This window comes from Wocania ichthyoenteri Th78 (assembly GCF_000789235.1).
GTDB lineage: Bacteria > Bacteroidota > Bacteroidia > Flavobacteriales > Flavobacteriaceae > Wocania_A > Wocania_A ichthyoenteri.
In genome coordinates, this window is sequence record NZ_KN525716.1 from 1,852,579 (window position 1) to 1,866,433 (window position 13,855).

A 13,855-nucleotide genomic window follows, 5' to 3' on the forward strand; every position below is an offset into this window, starting at 1 on the left:
ATAAAATTTAAATTAATTAATGATGTTCTTCTTCTGTTGCCATACCAAAATAAAGGGCTGACAATATTGTAAATATATATGCTTGTATTGCTGTAACAATAATTTCTATAACTGTAATAAACAATGAGAATGCTACAGATACTGGTGCAATTGCAACAGACTTAAATACAAATATTAATGACATTAATGCTAATATAATAACGTGTCCTGCTGTGATGTTAGCAAACAAACGAATCATTAACGAGATTGGTTTTACAAACATCCCGATAATTTCTATTGGCATTAAAAATATTTTCATTGGTACAGGAACACCAGGCATCCAAAAGATATGTTTCCAGTAATTCTTGTTACCACTAAATGTTGTGATTATAAAAGTAAATACCGCTAGTGTACATGTAAATGCAATATTACCACTTAAGTTAGCGCCATTTAAAATGGGGATTAAACCAAATATATTATTTATCCAGATAAAGAAAAAGATGGTTAGCAAGTAAGGCATGTACCTTTTATATTTACGCTCACCAATCATTGGTTTTCCTATTTCATCTCTAACAAATACTACAAGTGGCTCAATAAAACCTGCAATTCCTGTTGGTACATTATCATCAGATTTTTTATAACGTCTAGCAGTTGCAAAAAAGATTAGCAACAAAACGATTACCGAAACCCACATCATAAACACATTTCGTGTGATTGAGATATTTAATGGTTTAGAGGCATTGGTTGGATGATGTTCTGCATCAAAACTAACAGCGTTAGCTCCCGCCTCTAATTGATATATTTTTTCGTGAAATTTAACGAATTTACCACCGTTCTTTTCAACAATAGTTTTACCCGAATCATCATGATGAAACGCACTAGACATAAACGTCGTTAAACCATTATCTGTCCAAAGTATAATTGGTAAAGGAATAGATATTGGCTTTCCTTTCCAGTCAAAAATATGAAACTCATGTGCATCTTTTACGTGATGCAAAATCATTTCTTTGGCATTGAACTCTTTGTCGTCTTTGTTGTCTGAATCTTCTATTGCATATCCAGCAAATGATATTGCTAAAAATAATGCAGAAAATAATACGTTCTTAAAGGTGTTTAATGTCATTCTGTATCGCTTAAAAATACCTTACTTTAAATTCGGTGCAAATGTACACACATAAAATGAATTGACAAATAATAATTTAATGATTATTTAGCTGTGGTTTTTTAAGTGAGTTAAGTTTATGGACTCGTTACTTTTTTTGAAGAATTCTAGTTACAGAATACACTTCAAATGCAAGAAAAATAAAATAAGGAATAAAGAAATTGGCAAGGTCATATCCTTTTTGTTCTGGTTTGGATAAAATCCATGGCAACAAGAATACAACTGTTAATATCATTTTTAAAAGCATTCCCAGTATGAAAGCATTAAATACTTCTGTTTTACCAACAGACTCTCGGTAATTAATTATAGTATAGATTATAATAACTGTAACTAAATGAAACATATAGATGTGCCACAATGGAAAAAATAATATAACGCCTTTAGTAAAATGAAAGTTTAAGTAAGTGTGAATTCCAAATAATAAAACACTTAAAGCAATGAGCTGAATAAGAAAATTAGACGTTCTCTTTTTAAAAAGGTTATTCATTTTATTGTTCTTCTTTTGAAGTTGCAATAATACGTCTAATTATATATATTATTGATATAATTACTGAAGACAATGCACCAAAAAGTGTAAATAAGCTATGCTTATTTGGGTAGTTTTCATCTAACTTATACCCTATAAAAGTGCCGACACCGATAATAGCAAACATTTGAATGGCAAGTCCTGAAAATCTAGCGTAAGTATTAAGCTGTCTTTTCGGTTTCTGACTGTGTTTTTGGTTGTTGTTGTCCACTTTTATTCATTTCTTTTACAGTACCTTTCATAATACAGGTCACATTAAATGTTGCCCCAGGTTCAACCGCTAGTTTTCCAACAATTACTTCACCTTCAATATGCGCTGCTGTTTTTAATGTAAGTGTGCCAGATAGCGATAGCTTTCCTGAAAACTTACCTTCAAAATAAGCATCGGTTCCTTGCAAGGTTCCTTTTATAAAACCTGCTTTACCTACAACTACTTTTCCAGTAGTTTTTATATTGCCTTCTATAATCCCATCAACCCTAAAATCGCCTTCGCTATTAAAGTCACCTACAATTTTAGTGCCTTGAGATATAATATTTTGACTCGATGTTCCTTCTACCATGTTTTTATCTTTTTTATTATCAGAGAACATAATGTTATTAATTTTAATTATTACTGATGTTTAAATACGTGTCCAAATTTTTATGAATCTGGACGATTTGATAATTTGCAGATGATATTGCAAAATAAGGTTCGGTTATTTTTCGATTATCTTCTTTGGTTAATAACTGGTCGAATGTTTTAGCAACCTGAGCATTTTTTAAACCATGAATAATAACGAATGTAGTGTTTGGGTTATAAACATCAACTGATGTTTTTAAAGTATAATACTTTACATTTTTTAAAACAGTATCTAACGTGTTTTTAAAAGCTTCTATCTTATCAGAATCTGAGTTTTCAAATTTATAAACCACTTTAAAGTTGGTTGAAACATCGTCGGTTTCTTCAACAAAATCAGTACTTGCTATTTTTGGTAAAACCTCAGACTCTATCTTCTGCGCTTGCAGACCTTCTGGTGTGTTAGCAAATGTAATAGCTACATAATTAATGGCTTTTTTATAAGCATCGTAACCAAATAATCTACCTATTGCCGTGGCTTTTAAAAGTTCAAATTTTGAAACTATGGGATCCCCATCAAACGCATTTATATAAGTTTCGCATTTAGATATTACTTCTTCGTATTCTTGATTTTTATGCTGAGCGTATACGTTTTCATATACATTTTCAGGGCTATTCTCATCTTTTAAACTAACTAAATCTGGATTGTTTAAAATGGTTGCGTAGCGCGATTCTGGATAGTTTGTAATAATCTCATTTTTAGCAATGGAAGCTTCATCACCTTCCCCTAGTAATTCATAAATCTTATATAAATTATACCTTGATGGCACTATCAATCGTTCTTCTGGATTACTGTTTAGTAAGTTTTGAAATTTGCTTTTTGCTAAATGGTATTCTTTAAACTTCTCTTTGTAAATGAGTCCTAGTTGATAATATGCAAAATTGCGATCTTTTAAAATACTATCAATTACTTTCCCTTCGGAAGGAATTTTAGAAATGTAATACTGCGGATCGAACCGTTCTTCATCCGATGCGGAAGCTACTATACTAATGTCTGATACAGTATTTCCTGTACCTGAAATTGTTTTGTTAGACCATCTCCAATTATCTTCTAACGTTCTGTTGCCCCAAATTTTAATAAACTCATTTTTTCCATACGCCACTGTAGTGGGGTTATAAAAATAAAATAAAGTAGCTTGATTTGGTGTAGTATTATTTTGTGCTTGTCCTCCAATTTTATTATTAACCGTTGCTAAGCCTGTGTTGCGTTCTGCAGCTTCGGCTTTTTCCTTTTCTTCTTCGGCTTTAACTTTTAAAGTTTCAACAAACGACTTAAAATATTCTAATCGTTCTGTTTCAGAAAAGTTTACTAATTGTAAAACACTATCGTTTACTCGAGCAACGTTTTCATAATAGATAACATCTTCTAAATTGTCTCGTTTCCTTTTAATGATACGATATGGTTTAGAGTTTAATAGCAAATTTGTCATCGTGCTATCGTAATAATTACCAGCGATTTCATATCTAGAGGTATCAAAACTCATATCGCCAAGGGTTTGATAATTTTTAGCTCTTAACAATTTATCTTGCGAATTGGTACGCAACGATTTATTATAATAAGCCACTGCTAAAGAATCTGATTGATTGTTTAAATGGTACTCGCCAATTTGATGGTAAATCTTATCTAAATACGGTCTGTTTTCTCTATTTTCTTCAAGTTCATTAAGATGTTCTAAAAGCACTATTTTATCTTCAGTTTCATAATCGAAATTTTTAATTTTCTCAATATTAGCACTAATCATGTAAATTCGAGGCGTTTTTCTATTGAGCTCAATAACCTTATCAAATGCTATATTAGCACTGTCTTTATAACCTAATGTGTTATAGAGTTGTCCTTGAATAAAACGATAACGTCCTCGTTCGTCGTTACTTTTAGTTGCATTTGCCGCAATTTCTAATTGAGTAATAGCACTATCTACAGATTTGGTGTTTAAATACGCTTGTGCTAATATAGAAGTAGCATCGGCTAAATCTTGATCATCCAGCTCTTCTTCTTCCAATAAGCGTTTTAATTTTTTTATAGCAATTTCGTTATTATCTAAACGAATATTAGCTTTTTCACGCCAAATTTTAACTTGATTTATTTTATCACTGGTAGGATATTTATTAAGAATATTATTAAACGCCGCCAATGCCGGTACAAAACGCTGATCGAAATAACGCGCCTTTCCCAACAATAAATACGCCTCGTCTATTTGCGGATTTTTCTCTTTGCCTTCAATATTTATACTGTGTTTCTGAATGGCTTTTATCGCTTTTTCTTCGGCTCTATTAAAGCTTTCATTTTTAGATTGCCCAGGTAGCACAACCTCTTCTTGGATTTGCATACGCTCGATAGGAAGAATGTCCCAATAATTATCGGCATAACTTTCGTTTAAAGTACTTCTTCCTTGTTCTAAAGCTAAGTAGCCATTATAAAGCGCATTAAACTCGGTTGTAACTGCGTGGTAATTTCTAGTAAGGAAGGTGTCTTTTTTTCTGGAGCAACTTGTTACTAAGATAACAGAAAATATTATGAATAATATGGGTTTTATAAATCCTTTCAATGCTAGTTTTTTAGTCTAATAAATAACTGAAAAGTACAGTTATTATTATTCGATATCGTAAAAATAAGCATCTTTTTGGATTTAGCTATAAAAATCAATTGGCTTTTAAACTGCCTCCGTTCCCGAAAAATGTGCTTCAAGTTCTTTTAAAGTGGCATCACTTGTATTTAAATCTTTAACTATTTCGCCTTTTTCAAGCACTACAATACGTTCGCAAACATCGGTTACATGCATTAAATCGTGACTGGAAATTAATACCGTAACCCCTTGCTTTTCGGCTAAATCTTTAATAATGCCTTTTAATCGAATTTGTGTTGTGGGGTCCAAGTTTGCAAAAGGCTCATCTAAAATAATAACTTCGGGGTTACCAATAAGCGCAGCAACGATTCCTGCTTTTTTCTGATTTCCTTTGCTCAAATCGCGTAAATACTTTTTTTGCCCCAGAATTTCTCCGTGGAAAAAATCTGAAAATTGATTTACTAATGTATCAACATCGGCTTTATTTTGTCCGCGTAACTCGCCAATAAAATAAAAGTATTCTTCGGCTGTTAAATAGCCTATTAAAAAGCTTTCATCAATAAAAGCCGATGTAAACGGTTTCCAATCTTCACTCTCATGAACCAAAACGTTATTATTTTTAATATGCCCCGTTGTAGGCTGAATTAAATCTAATAACAAGCTAAAGTACGTGGTTTTTCCAGCTCCGTTATTACCAACTAAACCAAAGCTTTGCCCTTTAGGAATATCAAGATTTTCAATATTTAAAACAAGGTTGTTGTTGTATTTTTTTGAAAGATTTGATGTTGTAATCATTATAGTTGTATTAATTATTTTGTTTGTAAGCATCTAAAGTTTTGTATTTTTCAGATTTATATACCTTCTCTATAATATCAAAAACTTTATTTTTAAATAAAAGCCCGGCAATTCCACATATCGCTACTAATGTAAAACCAAAAACTTCACCAAGTATAAAATGCCCAATAGCATAAATTACCATTGGTAAAACCAATTTAGGAATAGTGAGTAATAGTGTTTTGGCATTAAATGATTTCTTGTCACCAAAGGCCTTTTTATTAGATGTTAAATCTATAGGTGTTTTTATATAAGCGCCTCCCCAGAGTACCATATGTGAATTTACTCCAATATTATAAATTGCTCCAACTACAACAGCAACATAGGCTTGCCAGCCAAAATACAAATAAAAGGAAGCTAAAACTGTTGTTACTATAGTTGCAATAACCATTAAATACCATTTAGATGAGATATACTCTTTATATCTAATGTTTTGACTCATCATTAATGGGTAATAAGCACTGTCCCAGCTTGGTACAAATTGCCCAAAACTGAATAGGAATCCACCAGACACAAAAATACCTGCAAAAATTCTCCAAAAAGGTCCTTTATAGGCTTCAATAGAGTTTGTGAAAAACAAAAGCCCATAAAAAATAAATAAAAAACTCATCAACAAGGTTGTTTTTGACCGCTTATTCCTTTTTAATAATCTAATGTCATTTTTTAAAAATTTTGAAACACTACCAAAACGATTTAACCAAGCAAAATCTTCTGCCTGCACAATGTTTATCTTTTTTGCTAAACCTGCATCAAGGTAAAAATTCTTCTTAAAATAATTGAATGCCATTTTATACAACACTACCATTAATAATAATGGAATTAATGCTAAATATGGTGCGTTATAAAATGATTCAAATATTGGAGAAGTAAATGTTGTTACATCAAAAACATTATAATACATCAATCCGCCAAGTACCACTAAAAACGAAATAACACTATAAAAAACAACGTCTTTGCTGTTTACAAAAACATTAATAAAATTGTTGCAGTATACTAGTGCAAAAACAGCTATATGCCAACCTAAAACATTAATAAAAGGATAACCCTCTATGACAAGCACAACAGAAAAAGGAATAAAAAAGAAAGCATGTACAAGGTTAAAGAAAGATATAATAGTTTTGTTTAAAGCAAAACTTACTACTTTACTCTTTTTAATAGGCAAATACAGTAATGGTCTAATGTTCACTAACGGCATTGCTTGTAGGAAATAACGAAATACTAAATCAAAAACCACATAGAATACCAAAAATTTGTTAATCGTTTCTAATGGATCGAGGTTTAATTCATTTTCAATAAAGTAATATGCTCCAACTCCTAAACCAAAAAAAGAGACTATCATCCATAATGCACTAAAGCCTAATAAGATCTTAAAAAAGAGATTCATTTTGAATGAAGCAGACCTAAAAAAAGACTTCCATTCTAAATTTACAAAATGCTTAATCATAGTTTTGGTTAGTTATATTTTTAAGTTTAGTTTAATGTATTAGTAAACCTTTTATCTCAATTGTTACAAATAAAGTTAAAATTTAAAAATCATCTTCACTATTTTTGTCAAAAATTTATATATGTCATCATTTCATAAACTCACTATAAAAGAAATAAAAAGAGAAACTAGTAAAGCGATCAGCATTAGTTTTAATATTCCTGAAAATTTAAAAGACACATTTTCTTTTAAAGCTGGACAGTACATCACATTAAAAACTGAAATTGATGGACATGAAGTGCGCCGCGATTACTCACTTTGTTCTTCACCAAAAAGTGGTGAGATAAAGGTTGCCGTAAAAGAAGTTAAAGATGGTACATTTTCAGCTTATGCCAATACCACATTAAAAGCTGGGGATGCTTTAGACGTTGCTCCACCAAAAGGGCGTTTTGTTTTCGAGCCTAACGATTCTAAAACTAAAAACATAGCTGCATTTGCAGCAGGAAGTGGTATAACACCTATTTTAAGTATTATTAAATGTGCTTTAGAAGAAGAAATTTTAAGTAAAGTTATTTTGGTTTTTGGTAATAAAAAGACTGAAGACACTATGTTTTTAAACGAACTTTTAGAGCTTCAACATCAATATAAAGATCGTTTTTCTATTCAATTTGTATTTAGTCAAGCTGATGAAGACGATGCTATTTTTGGTCGTATTGAAAAAAGCACGGTTAACTACGTCATGAAAAATAAGCACAAACATATTGATGTTGATGCTTATTATTTATGTGGGCCAGAAGCCATGATTCATACGGTTAAAGATGTTTTAACCGAACACGATATTGATGAAAACCGTATTCATTTTGAACTTTTTAAAGCGGCAAAACCTGCTGAAATTGAAGAAGGTGTTACCGCTAGCGGAAAAACCAAAATAACCGTTGTTGTTGATGACGAAACGACAACTTTCGAAATGTCTGCTAAACAAACCGTACTTGAAGCAGCCTTAGATGAAGATTTAGATGCGCCATATTCTTGTCAAGGCGGTATTTGTAGCAGTTGTATTGCCCGTATTACAGAAGGTGAAGCGACGATGAGGCAAAATAATATTTTAACAGAAAGTGAAGTTGCTGAAGGTTTAATTTTAACTTGTCAAGCACATCCAACAACGCCAACACTTGTTATTGATTATGATGATGTTTAGAAAAAGACGCTAAACTTTAGATCGCTTCGCTGTTAGATAATAGATACAATTTTATTAACTATAGTTTCTGGAGTAATACTTCTTGACGCTTCTTTATAGTTTTCTGGGTATTTATTCCCGTAAATTGAGGTTGGTATTTTAGGGTATTGATTTCTATTGGCAATCAAAGCATAATCTTCAGGTTGATTAAATGGCGCAAAACCAGCAAATGGATGTGTAACGCCCCAAATAGTAACCACCTTTATGCCTAACATAGTGGCAATATGAGCATTGCCCGAATCCATAGAAAGCATCACATCTAAATTTGAAATGATATCCATTTCTTCATTTAACGTCAACTTTCCTGCAAGATTAATGACGTTTTCAAATTCATTTTCAAAACCATCTAATAAATCTATTTCATGAGTTCCTCCTCCAAATAAAATCACTTTATAATCTTTTGAAAAGATTTCAATAACTTGTTTCATTAAATCCAAAGGATACATTTTTCCCTCGTGAGCCGCAAAAGGAGCAATCCCAATTCTTTTTTTTGAATCTTCACCTAAAATCAATTGGAGGTTTTGATTTAAATCTGCTTTTTTAGGAAATGTTGGTTTGGTTAAATCTAAAGGAAAACCCAATGTTTGAAAAACATCGGCATAGCGTTGATGTGTAGTTTTAAGTTGTTTGAATGCTTTTCCAGAAGTTAAAAGACGTTTTTCTTTTCTGCCTTTATCAACGGAAACAAAGCGCTTGCACCGAATAAACTTTTTTAAAATCTTGCTTCTTAAAACACTGTGTAAATCGGCAATAGCATAAAAATGATTGTCTCTGTTAAGTTGTCTCGCTAATTTGTAAAGTCCGAAAACGCCTTTATGTTTTTCTTTAACCTCAACTGGAAAAACAGTAACATTCTGTAAATTTCTAAAAAAAGGTTTAAAAAAGGATTTTGTTAAAACGGTTATTTTAACATCGGGATGTTGTTGCGATAAAGCACACAAAATAGGAACCGTCATAGCGACATCGCCCATAGCAGAGAGACGAATAACTAGGATATGTTTTGATGGTTTTGGCATCTCAACTTATATGGGATAAAATTATGGAACAGATTCAGGAATATTGTGTTCTTGTATGGTTTGTTGCTTGAGCTAAAGATAGTAAAAAGAAAGAAGCCTTGTTTATGGTAAAATAAATGTATGTACATTTAAAAGTTTTATTGTTTAATTCATCCATTTCTTTCATCAGCATTTCGTTCAATATAAAAATATTTGATAGGCTTCTCGTATCACTTTTACGAATGCCACCTTCAAAAATCAAGTGTTTCCCTTCTAGTTTTATACAAGCATTTCTACTGTCCATTAGGGATTGAGCAGTTGCGCTCCCTAAAATTAATTCAGAAAATTTGCTTTTTCCACCAGAGAAATTGAAAGTATCTGATCTTGAAATAAAAGAAAGAAATTTCGCTTCAGTTAAAGCTCAAGAAACAAATTTATCTTTAAGATTGCTTTTTCTAGATTTGAGAATAATTTGTATTCTTCTTTTATTCCATTTAACAAAAACTTCGACTGTCCAATTATTCTGTTTTTCAACAAGTCTAACCTCTCCTTCGAGTAAGGTTTTCATTGAGTGAATTATAGATTGGGTGAATTTATGATTCTCGTCCAAAAGCTCTCAATAAACTATTATTTCTGCGAACGCAATACAGGATTTAATTCATCATCATTGTACATCTTCATTTGCTTGTAAACCTTCATATATTTATCGCCGTTTTCAATGTCGCTTAAAAGTGTATCGATGGCTGTAGATAAATCTACACGTTGTTCTAATAAAACATTTAACTTTGTTTGGCAAGCTGCTCTATGCGAATCAGAAGCATCAGTTCTTGTCGCTTCTTCATTCATATGATATACTTTCAATGCTAAAATAGATAACCTATCAACACCCCAAGCTGGACTTTCAGTGTTAATCGTGGCATCATCTTTTACGTTAGCATTTTTATATTTTTCAAGAAAATAACTATCAATATATTCTACCATATCGGTTCTATCTTGATTTGATGCATCAATTTGTCGTTTTAAAGTTAAAGCTGCAACAGGATCAATTTGTGGGTCGCGAATAATGTCTTCGTAATGCCATTGCACCGTATCAATCCAACATTTTCTATATAATAAATGTTCTAACAAATTTGTGTCTTTGTTATAAACATTAATAAAAGGTTGGTCTACCGTGTTAATTACATGATATTTTTCTATAACGTCTTGAAAAATTTTATTGGCTTTACTTGTAAACATAATGTGTTAATTTTAAAGCGTAAATATACTTCTAAATAATTAACTTTACTATTTCAAAATAACAAAAAACCAAGATGCACATTCATAATTTATCTCAACAAAACTCTGTTTTAAATACGTTTATTTCTGAAATACGAGACGTTACTATTCAAAAAGACAGCATGCGTTTTAGACGAAATATTGAGCGTATTGGAGAAGTTTTAGGGTATGAAATGAGTAAATCTTTAAGTTTTAAAAATTCGGAAATTAAAACACCTCTTGCGAGTTGCTCTATGGGTTTATTAGAGAATGATATTGTTTTATGTTCTATTTTAAGAGCTGGTATCCCGTTACATAACGGCTTACTTAATTATTTTGATACCGCTGAGAATGCTTTTATTTCGGCATATAGACATCATAAGGAAAACCCTGAAAGTTTTGAAATTATTGTAGAGTATTTAGCCTGTCCAGATTTAGAAAATAAAACCTTAATTCTTGCCGATCCTATGCTGGCAACTGGTCAATCTATGGTTGCTACTTTTGAAGCTTTAAAACCTTTTGGTATACCTAAAGAGGTACATTTAGTTAGTGTTATTGGAGCTCAAGAAGGTGTTGATTATGTTAATAAAACATTCAATAAAAACACACATTTATGGATTGCTGCTATAGATGAAACTTTAAATGATAAAGGCTATATTATCCCTGGACTTGGTGACGCAGGCGATTTGGCTTTTGGTAAAAAGCTACAACAATAACATTATAAAAGGAACTACAATTATAACCGAAAGAAACAACTCTTTAAACCATTTTTCTTCTATAATTTCAATGTAATTAGCTATTATAATGGCTAAAGGCGCAAACAAAAATAAAAACTCGCTGCCATTTTTATTTGGTGCAAATACTATAATTAAAAAACCTATGAATACTGCAAATAAAACCACGTAATATGATGGTCTGAAAGCTTTCTTCTTTTGTTTAATATTTTTTATATAGAAAATAGAGGCCCACATTCCGAAAGAAAATAGCATCGTTATTATTACTACATATTGCATCAAATTATAATCACTAAAATTGTAACTTACTTCTGGTAAACTACTAAATATTCCAAAAAACCTATCGTGCCAAATTATAGAAATACTAATTGAAATTAAAAAAACGGTTAATAATCCTGTAAACGGAATCAACCAATGTCTAATACTACTATCAGTATATAAAAGCAATGTGATAATAATAAGCACAAAAAACAATATAGCCCAAAAATAAAATAGTGCTGCAATACCAAACCAAAAAGCAGCATCAAATAATTTTTTATTGACATTTATTTGAGAGCGCAAACTTATAATTCGCCTATAACCAAGCAACACAAAAAAGTTAGCAAAAATAATATCTGGGCTACTTACCGCTTGCGGAAGTGCTAATAAAAACAAGCTATACAGTACAATTTCGAAATTATTTTTTTGCGTTAAACTATTCTTTTCAACAATAAAGCTAAGCGCCAAAACAGACACGTAGCAAACAAGAAACAAAAGTGTGTTTTTAAAAAAAAACGAAACGGTTATAGGTGCTTCAACATGCTTTACATGAAATACAATAAAAGCCAAAAGCGTAATAAAAAAAACAATCGTGAAATTTATTGGTTTAGATTTATTAAAAATGCTTGTAATCATTAACTCTTTTTGTATTTTTGTAACGTAAATATACTAACTATATATTCGGTTATAAAATAATATAATACACATGAAAGATTTCTTTTACGCTATACAAGATTTATTTGTTGATGTGCTTTTTGCGCCTTACGATGCTTTAAGAGCACTAGAACTTGATAACTGGTTTGCAGCAAACACAGTGTCTTGGCTATTCTTAATCATAGGTTTTGTTGCTATGGTTTATTGGATGGGACAACTTAGAATTTTTGATAATAACAACGAAGAAGATAAAAGTATTTCTTCGCACTCTTATCTATAAATCGAAACCAATATCTTTACGATAATTCATCTTATCAAAATGTAGTTTTTCTATACTTTGGTAAGATTTTTTTATGGCTTCTTTATAGGTGTTTCCGTAAGAAGTTATAGCCATTACACGTCCGCCTGAGGTTACTATTTTATCATCCTGTATTTGCGCGCCTGCATGAAACGGGATAGAGTGTTCAATATGCTCAACACCAGAAATTTCTTTTCCTTTTTCGTAAGCCTCAGGATAACCCCCAGATACTAACATAATAGTTGTTGCAGCACGTTCATCAATTTCTATATCAATCTTATCTAAAGTTTGATTAGACATTGCTTGAAGTATTTCAACAAAATCGTTTTTTAAACGTGGCAAAACCACTTCGGTTTCCGGATCTCCCATTCTAACATTATACTCAATAACTTTAGGGTCGTCTCCAACTTTAATAAGTCCTATAAACACAAATCCTACATACGGTAAATTATCCTTTTTAAAGCCGTTAATAGTAGGTTTTACAATACGTTCTTCAATTTTATTAAGAAACTCATCAGTTGCAAATGGCACTGGAGAAACTGCCCCCATACCACCAGTATTTAATCCTGTATCGCCTTCTCCAATACGTTTATAATCTTTAGCAGTTGGTAAAATTTTATAGTTTTTACCATCGGTTAATACAAAGCAGCTTAATTCAATGCCATCTAAAAACTCCTCAATAACAACTTTTGTACTCGCTTCGCCAAATTTAGCATCAACCAACATACTTTTTAATTCCGCTTTAGCTTCATCCAAATTATTTAAAATAACAACACCTTTTCCTGCTGCTAAACCATCTGCTTTTAAAACGTAAGGTGGATTTAATGTTTCTAAAAACGCATAGCCTTTTTCAACAGATTCTTTTGTAAAACTCTCGTAGGCCGCCGTTGGAATATTATGCCTATATAAAAACTCTTTTGCAAATTCTTTACTACCTTCTAATTCGGCCGCTTTTTGTTGTGGCCCAATAACTGAAACATGCTTTAAGTCATCATCATTTAAAAAGAAATCATGTACACCTTTTACCAATGGGTCTTCTGGCCCAACAACGACCATATCGATATTTTCATTTAAAACCAAAGTTTTAATGGCTTCAAAATCGGTTACTCCAATATTTACATTAGTTGCAATTTCTGCTGTTCCAGAGTTCCCTGGAGCTACATAAAGATCTTTACATAAAGGACTTTGAGCAATTTTCCAAGCAAAAGTGTGTTCTCTTCCGCCAGAACCCAATACTAAAATATTCATTGTGGTGTAGTTTTTTATAATGCGCAAAAATAAAACTAATGCTACGAATACACGAATATTTTTTATTTACTTT

General features: G+C 31.5%; 16 protein-coding genes. 3 read left to right on the plus strand and 13 right to left on the minus strand.

Going from position 1 to position 13,855, the window contains the following annotated elements:
* Nucleotides 1–16: 16 nt before the first annotated feature.
* The 7 genes from atpB to RG22_RS08070 form a co-directional block, all read right to left on the minus strand.
* Complete coding sequence (gene atpB / locus RG22_RS08045) at nt 17–1,102, minus strand: F0F1 ATP synthase subunit A (RefSeq protein WP_034042298.1); 1,086 nt, start codon at nt 1,100–1,102, stop codon at nt 17–19.
* Between the two features lie 127 nt (nt 1,103–1,229).
* Nucleotides 1,230–1,628: a hypothetical protein gene (locus RG22_RS08050; RefSeq protein WP_034042301.1), complete on the minus strand. Its 399-nt coding sequence runs from the start codon at nt 1,626–1,628 to the stop codon at nt 1,230–1,232.
* A 1-nt stretch (nt 1,629) separates the two neighbouring features.
* Nucleotides 1,630–1,878 carry an AtpZ/AtpI family protein gene (locus RG22_RS17625; protein WP_156113364.1) on the minus strand — a complete coding sequence of 83 codons (249 nt, stop codon included), beginning with the start codon at nt 1,876–1,878 and terminating at the stop codon, nt 1,630–1,632.
* Entirely contained in the window at nt 1,829–2,257 is a 429-nt protein-coding gene (locus RG22_RS08055) for a bactofilin family protein (protein WP_034042304.1), read from the minus strand. Before RG22_RS08055 ends, RG22_RS17625 begins: the two co-directional genes overlap by 50 nt.
* A 13-nt stretch (nt 2,258–2,270) precedes the next feature.
* Complete coding sequence (gene porW, locus RG22_RS08060) at nt 2,271–4,829, minus strand: type IX secretion system periplasmic lipoprotein PorW/SprE (protein ID WP_034042307.1); 2,559 nt, start codon at nt 4,827–4,829, stop codon at nt 2,271–2,273.
* A gap of 105 nt (nt 4,830–4,934) precedes the next feature.
* Complete coding sequence (locus tag RG22_RS08065; protein WP_034045892.1) at nt 4,935–5,642, minus strand: ABC transporter ATP-binding protein; 708 nt, start codon at nt 5,640–5,642, stop codon at nt 4,935–4,937.
* A 10-nt stretch (nt 5,643–5,652) separates the two neighbouring features.
* Complete coding sequence (locus RG22_RS08070) at nt 5,653–7,125, minus strand: DUF5687 family protein (protein WP_034042310.1); 1,473 nt, start codon at nt 7,123–7,125, stop codon at nt 5,653–5,655.
* A 121-nt stretch (nt 7,126–7,246) separates the two neighbouring features.
* On the opposite strand from RG22_RS08070, the gene RG22_RS08075 reads away from it, so the two are divergent.
* Entirely contained in the window at nt 7,247–8,302 is a 1,056-nt protein-coding gene (locus RG22_RS08075; protein WP_034042313.1) for a ferredoxin--NADP reductase, read from the plus strand.
* Between the two features lie 32 nt (nt 8,303–8,334).
* On the opposite strand, the gene RG22_RS08080 is transcribed toward RG22_RS08075, so the two are convergent.
* The 4 genes from RG22_RS08080 to RG22_RS08095 all read right to left on the minus strand — a co-directional run bounded on the left by RG22_RS08080 (nt 8,335) and on the right by RG22_RS08095 (nt 10,572).
* A complete protein-coding gene (locus tag RG22_RS08080; RefSeq protein WP_034042315.1) occupies nt 8,335–9,357 on the minus strand; it encodes a glycosyltransferase family 9 protein in 1,023 nt (340 codons plus the stop codon).
* 34 nt (nt 9,358–9,391) lie between these two features.
* Entirely contained in the window at nt 9,392–9,640 is a 249-nt protein-coding gene (locus tag RG22_RS08085; RefSeq protein WP_034042317.1) for a hypothetical protein, read from the minus strand.
* A 117-nt stretch (nt 9,641–9,757) separates the two neighbouring features.
* On the minus strand, nt 9,758–9,904 hold the full coding sequence (locus RG22_RS08090) for a hypothetical protein (RefSeq protein WP_156113365.1): 147 nt from the start codon (nt 9,902–9,904) through the stop codon (nt 9,758–9,760).
* A 59-nt stretch (nt 9,905–9,963) separates the two neighbouring features.
* Nucleotides 9,964–10,572: a DUF4254 domain-containing protein gene (locus tag RG22_RS08095; protein ID WP_034042320.1), complete on the minus strand. Its 609-nt coding sequence runs from the start codon at nt 10,570–10,572 to the stop codon at nt 9,964–9,966.
* 74 nt (nt 10,573–10,646) lie between these two features.
* Here RG22_RS08095 and upp point away from each other — a divergent pair, with 74 nt between their 5' ends.
* Complete coding sequence (upp, locus tag RG22_RS08100) at nt 10,647–11,306, plus strand: uracil phosphoribosyltransferase (RefSeq protein WP_034042321.1); 660 nt, start codon at nt 10,647–10,649, stop codon at nt 11,304–11,306.
* On the opposite strand, the gene RG22_RS08105 is transcribed toward upp, so the two are convergent.
* Nucleotides 11,295–12,218 carry a DUF6427 family protein gene (locus tag RG22_RS08105; protein WP_034042322.1) on the minus strand — a complete coding sequence of 308 codons (924 nt, stop codon included), beginning with the start codon at nt 12,216–12,218 and terminating at the stop codon, nt 11,295–11,297. The two genes, upp and RG22_RS08105, sit on opposite strands and share 12 nt — an antisense overlap.
* Before the next feature lie 70 nt (nt 12,219–12,288).
* Here RG22_RS08105 and RG22_RS08110 point away from each other — a divergent pair, with 70 nt between their 5' ends.
* Entirely contained in the window at nt 12,289–12,516 is a 228-nt protein-coding gene (locus RG22_RS08110) for a DUF6341 family protein (RefSeq protein WP_034042324.1), read from the plus strand.
* On the opposite strand, the gene purD is transcribed toward RG22_RS08110, so the two are convergent.
* A complete protein-coding gene (gene purD, locus RG22_RS08115) occupies nt 12,511–13,782 on the minus strand; it encodes a phosphoribosylamine--glycine ligase (RefSeq protein WP_034042326.1) in 1,272 nt (423 codons plus the stop codon). The two genes, RG22_RS08110 and purD, sit on opposite strands and share 6 nt — an antisense overlap.
* Nucleotides 13,783–13,855 lie beyond the last annotated feature (73 nt).